Genomic DNA, 18405 nt, shown 5'->3' on the forward strand with positions numbered 1-18405 from the left:
TGATAGTTGACGCCGGCATGGATGCCGCCGGTGATGCCGCCGGTGTTGAAGCCCTGGTTGAAACCGGTGGCGACGCCCGTGGCGGTGATGAACTCACGGGTCCTGTCATTGAACCAGACGCCGCCGACCTGGCCGCCGAGATAGAACCCGCTCCAGTTGAAGGCCGGCGCCATGACCGCGCCAGCGATCGGCATGCGCGGCGAGCCAAGATCCGCAGCCTGCACAGCCGTGGCGAAGCCGAGGATGGCGGCGGAGGTGACGAGGAACTTCTTCATATCTGACTCCAGGAAGTATGGACTTCGATGTCCACATGTTGGCCATGCGTGTTTTTCTGAATTGTGGCGCCATATCGACGCACTCCAAATCGACGCCAGCTGTTGCGTCTGCGCCACACCGTTCCGGGGCGGCGCAGCGCACGCGTCGGCGATCCGGGCGAAATCTCGCCCCGCCAGCGGCCGCTTCGTCCGATAAGTCTGGCGTGGAATGCCCCGGAAACCGGCCTGGGGTTACGAGCTTATGCCACCGCGGAGAACACGCTCCGCGACAGGAAGCCGATGAAGGCATCGGCTGCCGGGCTGCGCTCCCGGCCGGGGACCTCGATCGCCCAGGCCGCCAGTTCGCGCGTCCTGTAGCCGCGCAGGAGCGGCACCAGGCGCCCGGCCTTCAGGTCGTCCTCGACGACGAAGCGCGGCTGCTGGATGATTCCCATGCCGGCCAGCGCCGCCGCGAGGAGCGCGTCGCCATTGTTGCTGGTGAGCCGCCCCGTGACGCGAATCCGCTGTTCACTGCCTCCCGGTCCCCGGAACGACCAGCCGCGGCCCGGCTTGGCATAGGCATAGAGCAGGCAGTCATGGGTCAAGAGATCGGTCGGCCGCTGCGGCGCGCCGTTGCTGTCGATATAGGCGGGCGTCGCACAGAGCACGGTCTCGATGAGCCCGAGGCGGGTCGACGCGAACTCCGCCGTCGGCTGGTCACCGATCCTGACGGCGATGTCAAACCCTTCGTCGATCAGGTGGACCTGCCGGTCGAGCAGAACAACGTCGACGCGCAGCCGGGAATGAGTGGCCATCAGTTCCGGCAGCCGCGGCGCGATCTGGCGCCAGCCGAAGGAGACGGGAACGCTCACCCGCAGCGTGCCGGCGACCTCTCCGGCGTCGCTTCCAGGCCGGGCGATGACGTCGCGATAATGGTCGAGCGTCGCACGGGCGGTGTCCCTCACCCTCGCGCCTGCTTCGGTGAGGGTCTGGCTGCGCGTCGTCCGGATCAGCAGCGGTTCGCCGATCCGCTCCTCCAGGCTGCGGATGAAGCGGCTGACCGCCATCCGGCTCAGGCCCAGCGACGCCGCGGCCGCGGCCTGGCTGCCCAGTTCGATGGTGGCTGCGAAAGCCTCGAGTTCGGCGAAACGGTCCATGCCAGATTATAACATCAGCGTTATAATTGGCTCAACGCTTAGTTTATTGTAACAGTCATGGAACATTGCGATAGGAGCGACATCACCGGAGGCACGACGCCATGACCGCACAGACACCCCTGTCCCTGACCGACCGCCGCAGGGCTCTGACCGGCCTGCTGGCCGCCCCTCTCCTGATGACGGCGGCCGGCGCCGTCGCGGCGCCGACCCCTCTCGTCCCCTCGCCCGACCTCGACACCCGCAGCCTCGACGACATCCACAAAGCGGCGATGGCCGAAGGCGGCAAGCTGATCGTTTATGCGGGTGGCGACGTCCCCAATGCCTATGCCGGCGTCGAGCGGGCCTTCATGACGCGCTTTCCGGGCATGTCGATCCGGATGTTCGCCGATCTCAGCAAGTATCACGATGCGCGCATCGATCTGCAGCTGGCACGCGGCCGGCTGGAGGCCGATGTCGCGGTCCTGCAGACGCTGCATGACTTCGACCGCTGGAAGGCCCAGGGCCAACTGCTCCTCTACAGGCCTGCCGACTGGGACGCGATCCACTCCGAATACAAGGATCCCGACGGGGCCTATGCCGGCATCGGCATCATCGCCTTCAGCAACAGCTACAACACCGCAATGCTGACCGAGGCCACAGCCCCCCGCGATGCCGTCGATTATCTCGACCCGAGCCTGAAGGGCCGCGTCGTCCTGACCTATCCCCATGACGACGATGCGGTGCTCTATCAGTTCGACCGGATCGTCCATGCCCATGGCTGGGACTACATGGACAAGCTGATGGCGCAGGACGTTCTCTGGATCCGCGGCACCGTGCCCGCGCGCCTCGCCGTCAACGAGGGCCGGCGGGCCGCGACCTTCACCGCATCCGGGACCTTCGCCAACATTCCCAATGCGCCCTCGCGCTTCATCCTGCCGCGCAACGACGTGTTCCAGTCCTGGGCGCAGACCGCGGCGATCCTCAAGGAAGCCCGGAACAAGGAGGCGGCCAAGCTGTTCATCAGCTGGATGGCAGCCCGCGACACGACGGTCGGCCGCACCGGCCAGTGGTCGGTCCGGCGGGATGTGCCAGCGGCCGGCGGCATGAAACCGCTTGGCGAGTACAATACGAGTCCGCTGCGGTTCAAGGATTTCATGAAGGACCGCGAGCGGATCGAGATCCTCAAGACCCAGTTCGAGCACGTCATCGGGCCTGCCGCCGGCCCCAATCCGACCGGCATGAAGGGCGTCTACCTCGTTCAGACCTGATCGCCTCCGCCGCCGCAGATGCCCGGACAGTCCGGGCGCGGCGGCGGCCCGTCATACCTCCCCGAAACTCTGGCCAAGGTGTCCCCATGCGCTTGTTCAAACCGCCGAGCAGTGCCTTTAGTGCCGAACCGGTCTCGCCCTCGCGGCGGAACTTCTTGGCCACGGCCTGTGCCTGCTGTGCGGTATGGGCTCTGGACCCGGCCCCTGCCCTGGCGCAGTCGCCGGAGGTACAGCGCCACCTCGCCTTAGCGCGCGAGGCGGCAGGCACCGACCTCCTGTCCTATTTCGGTCTCAGCCAGATTGCCGCGCCTACGCCCGGGCTTCGGCGGGTTTCCCCCGACGAACTGATGCGCATGCCGACGCCGCCTCCGGGTCAGGCCTTCGACAACCTGTTCTTCGTCGGCAATCGCTGGGTCAGCGCCTGGGCGGTCGTCACGTCGGACGGCATCATCCTGATCGACGCCATGGACAATGACGACGAGGCGGAACACATCATCGATGCCGGGATGCGCAAGCTCGGCCTCGACCCCAAGTCCATCAAGATGGTCGTCGTCACCCATGGCCACGGCGACCATTACGGCGGCGTCGGCTACCTCAAGCGGAAGTACAATCCTCAGATCATCGCCAGCACGCTCGACTGGACGATGATGGAGACCGCCCTCGAATTCGACCGCCCGGACTGGGGTCGCCCACCGCAGCGGGATGTCGCAGTCGACGACGGCAGCGTGCTGCGTCTCGGCGACACGTCCATCGACGTGCTGCTGACGCCGGGCCATACGATGGGAACGATTTCGCTGCTGTTCAACGCCAGGAGCGGCGGGGCGACCCATCGGGTCATGCTCTGGGGCGGCACCGCGTTCAATTTCGGCCGCCGGGCTGACCGCCTGACCCGGATCGACGCCTATATCGCGGCGACAGATCGCGCCCGCGAGATCGCGGTGCGCCAGAACGTCGACGTGTTCATCTCCAACCACAATATCTACGATCAGGCGGTCGAGAAGCTGGAGACCATGGCCCGTGGTGGACCGAACCCGTTCGTCCTCGGCTCGGCCACGACGGCCCGCGCGCTGACGGTGATGAACGAATGCGCCAAGGCGACCCGCGTGGTCTGGTCGAGCTGACGCCGATCCTGGCGTCCGGCTGCAAGCCGGACGCCTCAGGCCAGAGCGGCCGATCGGGACGGTGATCCGGCGATGCCGGACCCGGCCGACGGCCTGTGCGCCGTGCCCATTCCCCTGTCCGCTGTTTCACGGCCATCGATTTCGGGCGCGCCCTGCTGTCTTCAGGCCGCCCGGACCGCCGCCTGTAAGCGTTCTTGACACCCTTGTGTAAAAATATTATTACGCTACTATATGTCACATTAAGTTGACGGTCGGCCGCCGATGGAGTGCTCCGCGAAGAGCCGGGCCGGTGCCGTCAGACAGCATTCTCTCCGTTTGACCGCCGTGCCGTGCCGGCAGGCCGTCCGCTCGAAGGATCGATATTCGGTGCGCTGCGCACCGACAGGCACTGCGCGCTAGCTGACTGCGGCGCGTAGGAGACACGTGGCTTTGCGGGTCTCGCAACAGGAGCGGTCTTGTCTCACTGAGGGAGAAAGCAAGTGGACAATCTGGACGATCCAAACAGGGTCTGGCCGACGGGCCTGACCATCAAGGAGTCGGAGGCGCTGCACAGGCACGTCATCGACGGAGCGCGCGTCTTCTTCGCGATCTCGCTTTTCGCGCACCTGCTCGCCTACATCTATTCTCCCTGGCTCAAGTGAAGGGGAAATCCGATGAACAATGGTCGAATCTGGTGTGTGGTCAATCCGACAGTCGGATTGCCGCTCTTCCTCGGCAGCGTCGCGATGATCTCGTTCACGGTGCATTTCGCCGTGCTGAACAACACGACCTGGGTCGCCGACTTCTTCAAGGGCAAGTCGCGGACGGCAGCGCGCGCTGACACCGCCCCGATCACTCCGGTGGCGTTGCGCGCCGACGGCAACACGACCTTCGTGCTCAACGTCGCACCGGCCGCAGCCGGCGACGCGGTCAGGCAGATCGTGGTGACGGTGACGCCGCAAGGCACGGCCAGCGTGGTCGATACCCCGCCGCGAGCAAGCCCCAGCGCGACGGAAGGCTCGGCCGGTGTGGTGGACAGTCCGCCGGGGCGAATGGCCTTCGCCACCCGAGAATGACGGCGCAATCTGCCCGGCATGGGCGGTGACGATCACTGCGGTCGTATGATCCCGGTCCGGACCTTGAATCCGGCTACCGGGTCATGCGGCTGCTGCCGCCAGCCTTGGCGGGGCGTCCGTATCCGGGCGCGCCGACCTCCTATCAGACCGTGCCGCGCCCCGCGAAGGCGCTCGGGCGCCGCGCAAGGCGAAACCGGAGGCAGGGCAATGCGACGGGCCATGGGGTTCACGGCGCGATGAGCGGTTCGAGGCGATGAATTCGATCAGTCAGAGAGCGATGAGGGCTTGGGTCGGGCTCGGCCCGCGCTTCCTGCCCTTTGCGGATGCCGCCTCCGCCGAGGTGCCGCTGTCGCGCCTGCTGCGCCTGTCCCTGGTTCAGGTCTCGGTCGGCATGTCGCTGGTGCTGATGGTCGGCACGCTGAACCGCGTCATGATCGTCGAACTGGGCATCTCCGCCGGCCTGGTCGCGACCATGATCGCGCTGCCCGTGCTGTTTGCGCCGTTCCGGGCCTTGATCGGGCAGAGTTCCGACACCCATGTGTCGGTGCTCGGCTGGAAGCGGGTCCCCTTCCTGTTCAATGGCACGATGGTGCAGTTCGGCGGGCTGGCCCTCATGCCCTTCGCGCTGCTCGTGCTCTCCGGCGGTGGCGCGGCCAAGGATTATCCGGTCTGGATCGGACAGGCCGCCGCGGCGCTGTCGTTCCTGCTGGTCGGGGCCGGTGTCCACACGACGCAGACCGTCGTCCTCGCCCTCGCCACCGACCTGACCAGCGAAGACCGGCGACCGAAGGTTGTCGGCCTCATGTATGTGATGCTGCTGGTCGGCACCATCGCCAGTGCGCTGATCTTTGGCCATCTGCTCGAGGAGTTCACGCCGGGCCGGCTGATTCAGGTGATCCAGGGCACCGCCGTGGTGACGATCGCGCTGAACGGCATCGCGCTGTGGAAACAGGAAAGCCTGAAGCGCATGACGGCTGCCGAGTTGGCCGCACCGCAACCGAGCTTCCGCGATTCGATGCGACGCTACATGCAGGGCGAGGCGGCGCGACGCCGGCTTGTCGCCGTCGGTCTCGGCACCATGGCCTTCGGCATGCAGGACGTGCTCCTCGAGCCCTATGGCGGCGAGATCCTCGGGCTCTCGGTCGCCGACACCACCAAGCTGACCGCCGCCCTGGCCGGCGGCGGGCTCATCGGCTTCGGCATGGCGTCCCAAGTGCTCAGCCGCGGCGCAGACGCCTTCACCATGGCAGGGCTCGGCACGCTCGTCGGCATTCTCGGCTTTGCCGGGGTGATCGCCGCAGCCCCGGCGGGCTCACCCATGCTTTTCGCCGCAGGCGTCATCGTCATCGGTGCCGGCGGCGGCCTGTTCGGGCATGGCACACTGACCGCTGCGATGAACTATGCGCCGGAGGGCCAGGCTGGGCTGGCGCTCGGCACCTGGGGCGCCATCCAGGCCACTGCCGCAGGGCTTGGTATCGCCGTCGGGGGACTCCTGCGCGACGTCGCCATGTCGATCGGAGCGCTGGAAGGTCTTGGCGCAGCACGCGGCTACATGATCGTCTATGCGACGGAAATCGTTCTGCTCCTCGCGACCTTGGCAGCGATGTCCTCGCTGTTTCGGCCCGCCGGGGACCAGAGCACCAGAGGCTAGCGGCGCGCGGCGCCTGTCGAACCGGGACATTGGGACATGACACAGACAATCGGCAAACTCTTCGGTTCTCCGAGCCAGGCGACAGCGGCGGCGGACAGGCTCAAGGCCACCGGCTATCGGCACGTCTTCGTGTTTCTCGGCGACCCGTCCGGTGCCGACGATGCTGATGCCGCCGTCGATCCGGGCGTCGTCAAGGCGATGATGGAAGCCCACATCTACAAGTCCCATGCGCAGATCTATGCCGGCCATCTCGCCAAGGGCGCCAGTCTGGTGCTGGTCCATGCCTACTGGGGAACCGCGCAGAAGGCGATCACCCTGCTCAAGAGCTTCGATCCCCTGCCCGACGCCATCCCCAAGCCGCCGGTGCCGAGCCGCTTCATCTACAATGAGCGCACGCCGTTCTCGAGCACATTCGAACTGCCGCTGCTCACCGAGAAGGTGATGCATCCGGCCGAGACGCTCTCGGGGATCGGCTCTCTGACCAAGCGGCCGCGCCTGTTCACATCCGGCTGGCTGCCGATGCTGACCGGCTCCGCGGCGCCGTTGTCCGGCCTGTTCAACCTGCCGACGCTGACCCGGTCGAAGACCCCGTTCTCGTCGCTGCTCCGCCTGCCGCTGCTAAAGCGCATGTAGAACCGGGCGTGCGGTGCGCTGGTCTGCCGAGGCTGGCCGGCAGACCCCATCATCGTCGACATCGCGGCCGTCAGCAGCGCCCGCGTTATTCCACGTCGTCGGTGTCGCCTTCCTTGGTGCCGTAGGCGCGCATGGCGAGCGTCGCCTCCATGAAGCCGTCGAGGTCGCCGTCGAGAACGTCCGACGGCACGCCCGAGGTCTTGCCGGTGCGCAGGTCCTTCACGAGCTGATAGGGCTGCAGCACGTAGGATCGGATCTGGTGGCCCCAGCCGATATCGGTCTTGGCGGCGAATTCGGCGGCGGCCGCCTCCTCGCGGATCTTCAGCTCGCGCTCGTAGAGCTTGGCGCGCAGCATCTGCCAGGCGACGGCACGGTTGGCGTGCTGGGAGCGTGAGCCTTCCGACACGACCATGACGCCGGTCGGATTATGGACCAGGCGGACGGCCGATTCGGTCTTGTTGACGTGCTGGCCGCCGGCGCCACCGGAGCGCATCGTGTCGATGCGGACGTCGCCCTCGTTGATCTGGATGTCGATCTTGTCGTCCACCACCGGATAGACCGTGGCGGAGGCGAAGGACGTGTGGCGGCGGGCATTCGAATCGAAGGGCGAGATGCGCACGAGCCGATGCACGCCGGCCTCGGTCTTCAGCCAGCCATAGGCGTTGTGGCCCTTGATCAGCAGCGTCGTCGACTTGATTCCGGCCTCTTCGCCGGCGCTCTCCTCGACCACCTCGACCTTGAAGCCGCGGCGCTCGGCCCAGCGCGTGTACATGCGCATGAGCATGAGGGCCCAGTCCTGGCTCTCGGTGCCGCCGGCCCCGGCATGGACCTCGAGATAGGTGTCGTTGCTGTCGGCCTCGCCGGAGAGCAGGGCCTCGAGCTGCAGACGCTCGGCGCGCTTGCGGGCCGCGACGAGGGCCTTGGCAGCCTCGTCCAGCGTCGCCCCGTCACCCTCGTCCTCGGCCATTTCGGCGAGTTCGAGATTGTCGGTGAGATCGCGGCCGATCTCCGTCAGCGCGTTCATGCGGCTGTCGAGCGCGTTGCGCTCCTGCATGACCTTCTGCGCCTTCTCCGGATCGTTCCAGAGGTCGTTGGTTTCGGCGAGGGCGTTCAGTTCGGCGAGACGTTTGACCGAGACATCCCAGTCAAAGATGCCTCCTCAGGAGCCCGACAGACTCCTTGATGGCCTCGGCGGTGGCGACGATGTCGGCACGCATGGGGCACTTCCCTTCGGGGTGGACGAAAAAGAGGGCGCACCCTAGTCACGTGCGCCACGGTGTCAATCGTCGCAGGCCGCGGCAAGGCGACCGGCGGGGCCGCGTCAGGCCCGGCGGCGCTCCTGGCCGGCAAAGTCCGGGTCGCGCGGCTTGCGGCGGTCGAGCGGGCCGCTGCGCAGGGCGACGATGAACTGCTTGACCTCGTCGGAAAGGCGGCCCGCCTGGATCGCCAGATCCTGCGAGCGGGAGCTCACCGAGGCTGCAGTCTGCGAGGTGCGGGAAATCACCCCGATGACGCTGTCGACGCTGTCGGTGAGCTGGCCGGTGCCGGTGGCCGCCATCTGGGCGGATTGCGAGATCTCACGCGTGGCCTGCGACTGCGCCTCGACCGATGCGACGACCATCCGCGTGATCGCCTCGACCTCCGACATCGTATCAGCGATGGAGGCGATGGTGGCGGCGGCCTGTTCGGTCGAGAGCTGGATGCCGCCGACCTGGCGCGCGATCTCGGCGGTGGCCTTGGCGGTCTGACCGGCGAGCTGCTTGACCTCGGAGGCGACGACGGCGAAGCCCCTGCCCGCTTCACCGGCCCTCGCGGCCTCGATCGTCGCGTTGAGGGCGAGGAGATTCGTCTGCGCCGCGATGGCCTCGATCAGCCCGACGACGTCGCCGATCCTGCGACCGGCCTCGGCGAGGGAGTCGATCTGCCGGACCGATTCGCCCGTGACCGCGCGGGCGCGGCCGACAACATCCGTGGCGGTGCCGACCTTGCTGGAAATATCGGCGATGGAGGTGGCGAGCTCTTCGGAGGCGGCCGCGACGTTCTGGATGTTCTGCGAGGTATGGACGGAAGCGGTCTGCGCCAAATCCGACCGGCCGGCGGCCTCGCCCGCCATGGCGGTCAGGCTGCGCGAGGCCTCGTCGAGCCCGACAACCGTGCTCGTGGTGGTGGAGAGGACGCTTTCCACCGATGTCTTGAATGCGTCCAGCATGTCGCTGAGCTTGGCGGTATAGGCGAGCCTTGCCGCTTCCTCGCGAATCGCCTGTTCGGCGAGCCGGTCGCGCTCGACGGCGTTGGTCTTGAACACCTCGACGGCGCGGGCCATGGCGCCGATCTCGTCGCGGCGCTCCAGCGAAGGAACGTCGACGGACAGATCGCCCTCGGCCAGCGCGTTCATCGTCGCCGTCATGCCGGTGATGGAAGACGAGATGGCGCGCGCCATGCGCCAGAAGAGAAAGGACGCGAGGGCGATGATCGAGGCCACGACCGCCAGGCTCGTCTGGGCGGCCTGCCACAGTGCCGCGTTGAGGTCGTCGATGTAGACGCCGGTGCCGATCACCCAGCCCCACGGCGCGAAGCCGGCGACATGGGAGAGCTTCGGCTGCGGTTTCTCGGCACCGGGCTTCGGCCACATGTAGCCGAGGATGCCCGTGCCCTGGTCGCGGACGATGCGGGCGAACTCGACGAAGATGCGCTTGCCGGTGGGGTCGGCGAAGGCGCTGAGGTCCTGGCCGTCGAGGCGGGGGTTGGTCGGATGCATGATCATCCGCGCCTGCAGGTCGTTGATCCAGAAATAATCGCCCTGGCCGTAGCGCAGTTGGCCGATCCGGATGGCGGCGTCGTTGCGCGCCGCGGCGTCGGGCTTGTTGCCGCGCTGGACGGCCGCATGCTCCTCGCGGGCGATGGACACGGCCGTCTCGACGAGGTGCTTGAGCTCGGCCTCCCTCTGGCTGGTCAAACCGCTGCGCAGGGCGTGGAGGTTGTAGCCGGCGATGGCGATGGTCGCGACCACGAACAGGGCAAACAGGAGGGCGAGCCTGGCGGCGAGGCCGCCGGCCGGCATGAAGCGCGACATGTTGGGAATCTCCGGGTCGAACCGCTCCGCTCAGCGGTGCCCCAAAATCGCCTCACGCCGTTAACGCAACGTTACGTTGCAGGGACATCGCAGCATACAAGGCCTGCGATAAGGCCAAGGCTGCCCTGCGCTCACGTCGCCGGGGATCACCGCCGACTGCCCCCGGCCACAAGGCCGCGGCCGGTCGATCCTCGGCCTTTCGGACGCGGCAGACCCCGTTGCGCCGTGGGGATGGGCAAGGCCGCGCCTTTCCGGTGGACGACAACCGCTCCGGCTCTGTTCCCGCGCCAGGCCTGCCCTATGCTGGGACCCTGCGAAGCGCACCGGGACGGGTGCGGGAGGGACAGCCATGTCGCACTATAAGCCGGTGCCCCTGCCCGACCACGTCGAATGGCCGGCCGAGGAGATGCAGGCGCGCGCCGAGGCCTTCCTCGCCGACATCCGACGCCGCCATACGGTGCGCGACTTCTCCGACCGGCCGGTGCCGAGAGCCCTGATCGAGACCTGCATCCGTGCTGCCGGAACGGCCCCGAACGGCGCCAACCACCAGCCCTGGCACTTCTGCGTCATCGGCGACCCCGTCGTGAAGCGGCGCATCCGGGAGGCGGCCGAGGCCGAGGAGCGCGAATTCTATGCCGGCAAGGCAGGCGAGGAATGGCTGAAGGCGCTGGGCCCGCTCGGCACCGATCCCGACAAGCCGTTTCTCGAAACGGCGCCCTGGCTGATCGCCGTCTTCGGGGCGCGCCGCTCGGTCAGCGCCGACGGGGTGCTGCGGAAGAACTATTACGTGCCCGAATCGGTCTCCATCGCGGTCGGCTTCCTCATCGTTGCATTGCACCAGGCAGGCCTCGTCAGCCTGACCCATACGCCGGCGCCGATGGGCTTCCTCAACGAGATCTGCGGCCGGCCTGACGAGGAGAAGCCTTACATCCTCATGGTCGTGGGCTATCCGGCGCCGGGCGCCACCATTCCCGCCCATGCGCTGGAGAAGAAGCCGCTGGAGGCGATCGCCAGCTTCCTATGAGGGAGCGGCGGCCTACGGACACCACCGTCGACTCCAGGTTCGGCGCCGCGGGGCGTCGAAGCGGGAGACCGACGCAAAAGCGGCCCGAAGGCCGCTTTTTTCGTCTTCAAGCCTCTCGCGAGCCTTCAGTAGAGCCCGCCGGTGCCCGTGCCGATGGCGCGGTTGCTCTCGCTCGAGGGGCCGCGGCGCGGTCCGCCGGCAGCGGCCGAGTCGAAGGGGTTGATCAACTGATAGCTGTCCGGCGGGGCGGTGCCGGGCTTGAAGGCCTCGAGAATGGCGCCGCCCGAGCCCGCCCCGGCACGCAGGCCGGTGCGCGGGTCGATGCGGATCAGCTTGATGCCGGTGGGCACGCGGAAGGGCACCGCCGGACGGTCGGCGAGCGCAACACGCATGAACTCCTGGAAGATCGGCACGGCGAGCGCGCCGCCGGTGGCGTTGCTGCCGAGGCTGCGGGGCGTGTCGTAGCCGACATAGACGCCGACCGCGAGATCGGGCGAGAAGCCGACGAACCAGGCGTCCTTGGCGTCGTTGGTCGTGCCGGTCTTGCCGGCGATCGGCTTGCCGAGGGCGCGCAGCTGGGTGGCGGTGCCGCGCAGCACGACGCCTTCCATCATCGAGGTCATCTGATAGGCGGTCATCGGATCGAGCACCTGCTCGCGCCGGTCGACGAGGATCGGCTCGTCCTGGTTCTGCCAGCGCGGCGCCGTGCAACCCTGGCACTGGCGGTCGTCGTGGCGGAAGATGGTCGAGCCGGAGCGGTCCTGGATGCGGTCGATCAGCGTCGGACGGATGCGGCGGCCGCCATTGGCGAACATGGAATAGGCGGCGGTCATGCGCATGACTGTCGTCTCGCCGGCGCCGAGCGAATAGGACAGGAACGAGGGCATGTCGTCATAGACGCCGAAGCGCTTGGCATATTCGGCGATGAGCGGCATGCCGACATCGTTGGCGAGGCGCACGGTCATGACGTTGCGCGAACGCTCGATGCCGAAGCGCAGGGTCTGCGGCCCGTAGAACTGGCCGGAATAGTTCTCCGGCCGCCAGACCTCACCGCCGTTGCCGGTGGCGAGTTCGAAGGGCGCGTCCATCACGACGGTCGAGGGCGTGTAACCGTTGTCCAGGGCGGCGGCATAAACGAAGGGCTTGAAGGCCGAGCCGGGCTGGCGGCGCGCCTGGGTAGCGCGGTTGAACTGGCTCTGGTCGAAGGAGAAGCCACCGACCATGGCGAGGACGCGGCCCGTGTAGGGGTCCATGGCGACGAGGCCGCCCGAGACTTCCGGAACCTGCCGGAGGCGGAACTGGCCGTCGCGGCCGGCAAGCGGCTCGACATAGACGACGTCGCCGGCATTGAGGGTGCGGCCCACGGGCCGGCGCGTCCAGCGGGCGCCCTCGGCGGTGATGAGGCCGAGATCGCGCGCCGGGCTGACCTGGCCCGAGGTCTCACGGCCGGGATGCAGGCCGATGCGCGCCGTCTCGCCCTGGGCGTCGATGACAACGGCAAGGCGCCAGCCGATATCGTTGAAGTTGCGAATCTCCGCGAGCTTGGTGCCCCAGTCGCCGCGCATGTCCTCGATACGGGTCACCGGGCCGCGCCAGCCGCGCTGCTCGTCGAAGCGGATGAGGCCGGCGGTCAGCGCCTGGCGGGCGGCGACCTGCAGCTTGGGATCAAGCGTCGTGCGGATCGACAGGCCGCCTTCCAGAAGCTTCTTGTCGCCGAACCGGTCGATCATCTCGCGGCGGACCTCCTCGGCGAAGAAGTCGGCTGCGAACTGCTGCTGGCGCGGCGAGCGCGGGTTGACGGTCAGCGGCGTGCGGCGGGCGGCCTCGCCCTGCTCGGCGGTGATGTGACCGTCCTCGACCATGCGGCTGATGACGTAGTTGCGGCGCTCGACGGCACGGTCGCGGTTGCGGAACGGATGGAGCTGCGTCGGGCTCTTCGGCAGGGCGGCGAGATAGGCGGCCTCCGGCACGGTGAGCTCATGCACCGACTTGTCGAAATAGACGAGCGCGGCGGCGGCGACGCCATAGGCGCCGAAGCCGGGAATGACGAAGCCGAGATAGATCTCGTTGAGGTAGAGCTCGAGAATCTGGTCCTTGGTGAAGGCCGATTCCATGCGCATGGCGATCAGCGCCTCGCGCACCTTGCGGTCGACAGTCTGCTCGCCGGTCAGGAGGAAGTTCTTCGCCACCTGCTGGGTGATGGTCGAGGCACCCTGCGGGCGGCGGTTGGAGCCGCGGTTCTGGAAGTTGGTCAGGGCGGCGCGGGCGATGCCGGTGAAGTCGATGCCGTTGTGCGAGTAGAAATTCTTGTCCTCGGCGGAGAGGAAGGCCTGGACGACCATTTTCGGCACGGCCTGCATCGGCAGATAGAGCCGGCGCTCGCGGGCATATTCGGCCATCAGCTGACCGTCGGCCGCATGGACGCGGCTCATGATAGGCGGCTCGTAGTTGCGCAGGGTGTTGTAGTCCGGGAGCTCCTTCGTCACCTGCGCGACGTAGATCGCCACGCCGGCGGCACCGAGCAGGAACGCGATCGTCCCCAGCCCGAAAGCCCAGCCGAAGAAACGAAGAACCAGCCTCATCCGCTCAAATCGCGCCCTGCGGGCTGCGCCTCTCATCGTCCCCGGAAAGCTGCCGGTCGCCGGCTGGGGACACCCTGTTCAAATCAGACGCCATCCTAGCACGAAGACGGCGTCCAGCCCATCCGCACGGCCCGTGCGCTGAACCCAATTCTGGCAGCGGGAAACGCAGTGGGTGACGGATGTCCTGTGACTGTGGCGCAGATGTGACCCGTTCGCGGCGCCCGACCCGACAGCCGGCGGGTGTGCTTCCTCCGACACGTGACGCAGCACCGTTAACAATCCGTCACCTTCCGGTCACTGGGCCTGCCTAGCGTCCAGTGTCGGGAGCCGTCTGTGACCCATGTCGGGCTCGGGCTCCCAGTTGTGGCATCGCATTCGGGGGGGGTTTCCGTGCAGGTAGATTTGTTCACACAGGTTCTCGTGCCTGTCGTCGGAGGCCTCGGCATCTTCATGCTGGGCCTCGAATTCATGTCGAACGGTATCCAGTCGCTCGCCGTCAATAAAATGCGCGCGCTCCTGGCAAAATTCGCGGGCACTCCGTCCAAGGGTGTCATGGCCGGAACCTTCATCACCGGCATCATCCAGTCCTCTACTGCCATGACGGTCATGGTCGTCGGCCTGGTTAATGCCGGCGTGATCGGACTTCGACCCGCCATCGCCGTCATCATGGGCGCCAATATCGGCACGACGCTAGGCAACGGCCTGATCGCTCTGCCGCTCGGACCGCTGGGGCTCTTTCTCGGCGGCATCTTCGCCCTGATCTACATCTTCGCCAAGACCGACAAGGTGAAGAACATCGCGCTGGCCTGCATGGGCTTCGCCCTGATCTTCTACGGCCTGAACCTGATGACCGGCGGCCTGCGTCCGCTGCGCGCCATGCCCGAGGTGATGAGCGTCATCTCGACACTGAAGGCGGACAACTACATCAATCTGCTCTACTGCGTGCTGATCGCCGCCACCATCACGGCTTTGATCCATTCGTCCTCGGCCACCATCGGCATCGTCATGGGGCTCGGCGCCGCCGGCATCCTCGACTGGAAGACCGCCGTCGCCTTCTCGCTCGGCGCTGACCTCGGCACCACGATCACCTCGTGGATGGCCTCGCTCAACCTGTCGAAAAACGCCAAACGCGCGGCCTATGCCCACATATCCTTCAACATCATCGGGGTCTGCGTCACGATACCCCTGTTCTTCGTATCGATGGACGTGCTGACCTGGGCCATGCAGTGGTTCGGCGGCGATCCGGGCGTGCCCGTCCTCGTCAACGGCAAGGAAACCTTCCCGCTGGTTCCGGTCGCGGTGGGTGTCTATTCGACCTTCTTCAACATCTTCAACGTCCTCCTGCTCTTCCCCTTCGTCGGCGTCTTCGAGCGGGTCCTGATGAAGGTCGGCGCGTCTTCGCTCGACGACATCGAGGACTATTCGCAGCCGCGCTTCCTCACCGCCGCCGCCGCGAGTGATCCTGCCCAGGCGGTTCCCGCCGTCCTGCAGGAGACGGGTCGCTATCTCGAAGCGGCCGAGAAATTCCTCGACATCGCCCGTGGCGACGAAAACGCCCCCGACAAGGTCGAGGAACACTGGGCGGCGATGGACGTGCTCAACCGCGAGATCCGGTCCTACACCTCGGGCATGTTCAAGGCCGATCTGCCCTATGCACGGGCCGATCTGGTGGCGAGCCTGATCGAGGAGGAAGACTTCACCGCCAGCCTCGGCGAGGCGCTCTTCCAGATCGCCCGCCGCGTCGAGCGTCAGCCCTTCGGCGTCACCGGCCGCAAGCTGGTCGACGAGATGCTGGCGGAGGTGACCACCGCCATGCGCGCCATCGTGCCGATCGACAAACCGGACCGGGACGTCTCGGCGGCCGCCGATCCGCGGATCGCCAGGCTCGGCGAGCTGCGTACGCAGGCGCTTCGCCTCGGTGACGAACTGCCCTGGGTCGAGCGCGGCGCGATCCTCGCCCTGCTCGGCAGTGCCGAACGCGCCTACTTCCTGATCGAGCGCATCGACGCCGAGCGCCGTTCGGTCTCGCGGACCGTGCCCGTCACCGAGACGGGCAGCCAGACGCAGGCCAGCGGGGGGCTCTCGCCCGCCGCCGCACGAGCCTGAGGCGCACCGCCATGGTCCGCCTCGCACTCGTCCTCCTCGCAGGGCTGGCGCTTTTCGCGCCGGCCCCAGCCGCCGCCCAGACCTTCACCGGCGCCGGTTCCACTTTCGCCTACCAGCTGTTGATCCGCTGGTCGCAGGCCTATCAGCGCTCCCAGCGCGACGCCGAGTATCAGCCGGTGGGCGCGCTGTTCGACTACGAGCCGAGCGGCTCGGAAGCAGGGATCCAGCGGCTGCAGCAGCGGGCGGTGGATTTCGGCGCCACCGAGGTCGCCCTGTCCGACGAGGAACTGCACCGCTACAACGCCATCCAGTTTCCCGTCGTCGCAGGCGGCATCGCCATCGTCACCAATGTGAACGGCGTCGGCGCCGGCCGCCTCAAGCTGACCAGCGACGTGATCGCCGCCATTTATGCCGGCCGGATCACACGCTGGTCGGACCCCGCCATCCGCGCCGACAATCCGGACCTCGTTCTGCCCGACACGGCCATCGTGCCGATCCGGCGTGCCGACGGTTCCGGTACGACGGCGGCCTTCACGGCCTATCTGTCGAAGGTGAACGCGGACTGGCGCGGCAGCATCGGCAGCGGACAGACTGTCCGGTGGCCGGTCGGCGTTCCGGCGCGCGGCAATCTCGGTGTTGCCACCACGGTGCGTAACACGCCCAACGCGATCGGCTATGTCGACCTCGCGACGGCGCGGGCGATGAACCTGCCGCCGGCGGCGATCCGCAATTCCAACGGCAATTTCGTGGTGCCGGATCTGGTCAGCCTTCGCGCCGCAGTTCAGGCGGCGTCGGCGGCGACCGACCTCAGGAACGTGCTGGTCGATCCCGGTGGACCCGCGGCCTATCCGATCGTCGCGACGGTCTTCGTCGCGGTGGCGAAGGAGGCGGCGAACACCGGTCGGTTCCGGGCGATGATGGCCTTCTTCGCCTGGGGCATCGAGAACGGCGCCGCCGATGCGGAAGCGCTGGGATATGTGGCACTGCCGGGCACGGCGGCCGGCTTCGTGATGGAAAGCCTGCGCCAGCAGAGAGGGCCGGCCATGCGCTGAACGCAGGGGGCTTGCCGCAGGGTCTGCGCGCCGCCTCTCCCAGCCAAATCGAAGGGCCGCCTCCATTCCGGAGCGCGGCCCTTTTTTTAGTCGTCGGAGGCGGGCCGTGGGCGCGGTCAGGGCTGGGCCCCGACGCGTTCAACTCACCGCCGGGCCGCCGGGGCCACGGGCGGCCCGTTGCGGGCGGCGAAGAACTGGTCGACGGCCTTGGCCACCGAGTCCGCCGTCCGGTCTCGCCAGATCGCCGAGGTCAGCATCTCCACGTCGCGGCGGCTGGTGACGAAGCCGAGTTCGACCAGCACCGAGGGGATGTCGTGCGCCCGGAGCACCTGAAAGCCGGCGGAGCGCAGCGGCAGGCGGTGCATGCGGGTGACCTGGCGCATCTCGCCAGCCAGCGTCCGGGCGAAATTGGCAGAGTAGATGCGCGTCTCGCGGCGCGTCAGGTCGATGAGGATGTCGGCGACCTCGGAGGGCTCCTCCGAAAGGTCTAGGCCGGCAATGGCGTCGGCCTTGTTCTCGCGCTCGGCGAGGCGCTCGGAATCGGCGTCGGAGGCGCGGTCGGACAGGGTGTAGACGGTGACGCCGCGGGCATTCTCGTTGGCGCCGCCGATGGAATCGGCATGGACGGAGATGAACAGCTGCGCCCGCGCATCGCGGGCGAGACGCACCCGCTCGCCGAGGGGCACGAAGATATCCCGGTCGCGCGTCATCACCACGCGGTAGCGGCCGCCGGCTGCGAGCTTGTCGCGCAGCACCTTGGCGAAATCCAGGACGATCATCTTCTCCTCGTCGCCGGTGGAGGGTGCGATCGCCCCGGGATCGATGCCGCCGTGACCGGGGTCGATGACGATGACTGGCGGGCCGCTCTCCTCCTCGACGCGCGGCGACAGGCGCGGCCCCAGCGTCTCGCGATTTCCCCGGCGGGCGATGTTGCTGACGGCACGGTCGGCGAGCGCCCGGCGGAAGCCGTCGGCATCGGTGCGGACGAGGTCGAGATGGAGGCGTGGCGGCCGCCCCTCCTGACCCTCGATGGTGAGCGCCCGCTCGATCGTGGCGGGGCCGGAGAGTTCGATCACGATGCGCGACTTGCCCGGCGCGAAGAGGCCGAAGCGGAAGGTCCTGATGAGGCCGCGCGGCTCGCCGGCCGGCGGTGCGATATGGAAATGGACCTCGTCGAGATCGATGATGATGCGGTAGGGATCGGCGAGTGCGAAGGCGCGCATCTCGACCGGGCGCGTCAGATCGAAGGTGAGGCGCGTGCGCGGACCGTCGACGGAAAGATGGGCCGCCGCGACGACGGCGGGCAGCGCGGTGCGGGCGCCGTCGGCAGAAGCGGGAACGGCGCGTCCTGCCGACGTCAGGGTGCCGGTCGTCTGCGCGCGGGCGACAGGCACCGCGGCGAGGGTCAACGCAGCCAGAACAACCATCGTGAGGCGGCGAACGACCATGA

At 67.6% G+C, this 18405-nt stretch carries 13 protein-coding genes and 2 pseudogenes; 9 read left to right on the forward strand and 6 right to left on the reverse strand.

Annotated elements, in window-relative coordinates; translation table 11 throughout:
* Window positions 1–275, reverse strand: a pseudogene (locus Q8O26_RS07490) (hypothetical protein); the annotation flags it as partial.
* A 239-nt stretch (window positions 276–514) separates the two neighbouring features.
* The gene (locus Q8O26_RS07495; RefSeq protein WP_305574881.1) at window positions 515–1411 is read right to left on the reverse strand and encodes a LysR family transcriptional regulator; all 897 of its coding nucleotides are present in this window, start codon (window positions 1409–1411) and stop codon (window positions 515–517) included.
* A 101-nt stretch (window positions 1412–1512) separates the two neighbouring features.
* On the opposite strand from Q8O26_RS07495, the gene Q8O26_RS07500 reads away from it, so the two are divergent.
* The 6 genes and pseudogenes from Q8O26_RS07500 (at window position 1513) to Q8O26_RS07525 (ending at window position 7118) form a co-directional block, all read left to right on the forward strand.
* Window positions 1513–2658, forward strand: a complete 1146-nt coding sequence (locus Q8O26_RS07500; RefSeq protein WP_305574882.1) for an ABC transporter substrate-binding protein — start codon at window positions 1513–1515, stop codon at window positions 2656–2658.
* Window positions 2659–2813: 155 nt separating this feature from the next.
* A complete protein-coding gene (locus Q8O26_RS07505) occupies window positions 2814–3779 on the forward strand; it encodes an MBL fold metallo-hydrolase (RefSeq protein WP_305574883.1) in 966 nt (321 codons plus the stop codon).
* A gap of 488 nt (window positions 3780–4267) precedes the next feature.
* Complete coding sequence (locus Q8O26_RS07510) at window positions 4268–4420, forward strand: light-harvesting protein (protein ID WP_305574902.1); 153 nt, start codon at window positions 4268–4270, stop codon at window positions 4418–4420.
* 12 nt (window positions 4421–4432) lie between these two features.
* A pseudogene (locus Q8O26_RS07515) lies at window positions 4433–4579 on the forward strand (light-harvesting protein); the annotation flags it as partial.
* A 508-nt stretch (window positions 4580–5087) separates the two neighbouring features.
* Window positions 5088–6485 carry a PucC family protein gene (locus tag Q8O26_RS07520; RefSeq protein ID WP_305574884.1) on the forward strand — a complete coding sequence of 466 codons (1398 nt, stop codon included), beginning with the start codon at window positions 5088–5090 and terminating at the stop codon, window positions 6483–6485.
* Window positions 6486–6521: 36 nt separating this feature from the next.
* Entirely contained in the window at window positions 6522–7118 is a 597-nt protein-coding gene (locus Q8O26_RS07525; protein ID WP_305574885.1) for a hypothetical protein, read from the forward strand.
* Window positions 7119–7203: 85 nt separating this feature from the next.
* On the opposite strand, the gene prfB is transcribed toward Q8O26_RS07525, so the two are convergent.
* Both prfB and Q8O26_RS07535 read right to left on the reverse strand, forming a co-directional pair.
* Window positions 7204–8335, reverse strand: a protein-coding gene (gene prfB, locus Q8O26_RS07530; protein WP_305574886.1) for a peptide chain release factor 2 whose coding sequence is annotated in 2 segments (ribosomal slippage) — window positions 7204–8265 and window positions 8267–8335 — 1131 coding nt in all. Because the reading frame shifts where the segments join, the coding sequence is not laid out codon by codon here.
* A 104-nt stretch (window positions 8336–8439) separates the two neighbouring features.
* Entirely contained in the window at window positions 8440–10191 is a 1752-nt protein-coding gene (locus tag Q8O26_RS07535; protein ID WP_305574887.1) for a methyl-accepting chemotaxis protein, read from the reverse strand.
* Between the two features lie 349 nt (window positions 10192–10540).
* Here Q8O26_RS07535 and Q8O26_RS07540 point away from each other — a divergent pair, with 349 nt between their 5' ends.
* Window positions 10541–11215: a nitroreductase family protein gene (locus Q8O26_RS07540; protein ID WP_305574888.1), complete on the forward strand. Its 675-nt coding sequence runs from the start codon at window positions 10541–10543 to the stop codon at window positions 11213–11215.
* Window positions 11216–11340: 125 nt separating this feature from the next.
* Here the strand turns inward: Q8O26_RS07540 and Q8O26_RS07545 are convergent, their stop codons facing one another.
* Window positions 11341–13797, reverse strand: a complete 2457-nt coding sequence (locus Q8O26_RS07545; protein WP_305574889.1) for a penicillin-binding protein 1A — start codon at window positions 13795–13797, stop codon at window positions 11341–11343.
* A gap of 390 nt (window positions 13798–14187) precedes the next feature.
* On the opposite strand from Q8O26_RS07545, the gene Q8O26_RS07550 reads away from it, so the two are divergent.
* Together Q8O26_RS07550 and pstS are read left to right on the forward strand one after the other, a co-directional pair.
* Window positions 14188–15903, forward strand: a complete 1716-nt coding sequence (locus Q8O26_RS07550; protein ID WP_305574890.1) for a Na/Pi cotransporter family protein — start codon at window positions 14188–14190, stop codon at window positions 15901–15903.
* Between the two features lie 11 nt (window positions 15904–15914).
* Entirely contained in the window at window positions 15915–16955 is a 1041-nt protein-coding gene (pstS, locus tag Q8O26_RS07555; RefSeq protein WP_305574891.1) for a phosphate ABC transporter substrate-binding protein PstS, read from the forward strand.
* A gap of 143 nt (window positions 16956–17098) precedes the next feature.
* On the opposite strand, the gene Q8O26_RS07560 is transcribed toward pstS, so the two are convergent.
* The gene (locus Q8O26_RS07560) at window positions 17099–18403 is read right to left on the reverse strand and encodes an N-acetylmuramoyl-L-alanine amidase (protein ID WP_305574892.1); all 1305 of its coding nucleotides are present in this window, start codon (window positions 18401–18403) and stop codon (window positions 17099–17101) included.
* Window positions 18404–18405: the final 2 nt, after the last annotated feature.

Origin of the sequence: Phreatobacter sp., assembly GCF_030691135.1 — a bacterium.
Taxonomy (GTDB): domain Bacteria; phylum Pseudomonadota; class Alphaproteobacteria; order Rhizobiales; family Phreatobacteraceae; genus Phreatobacter.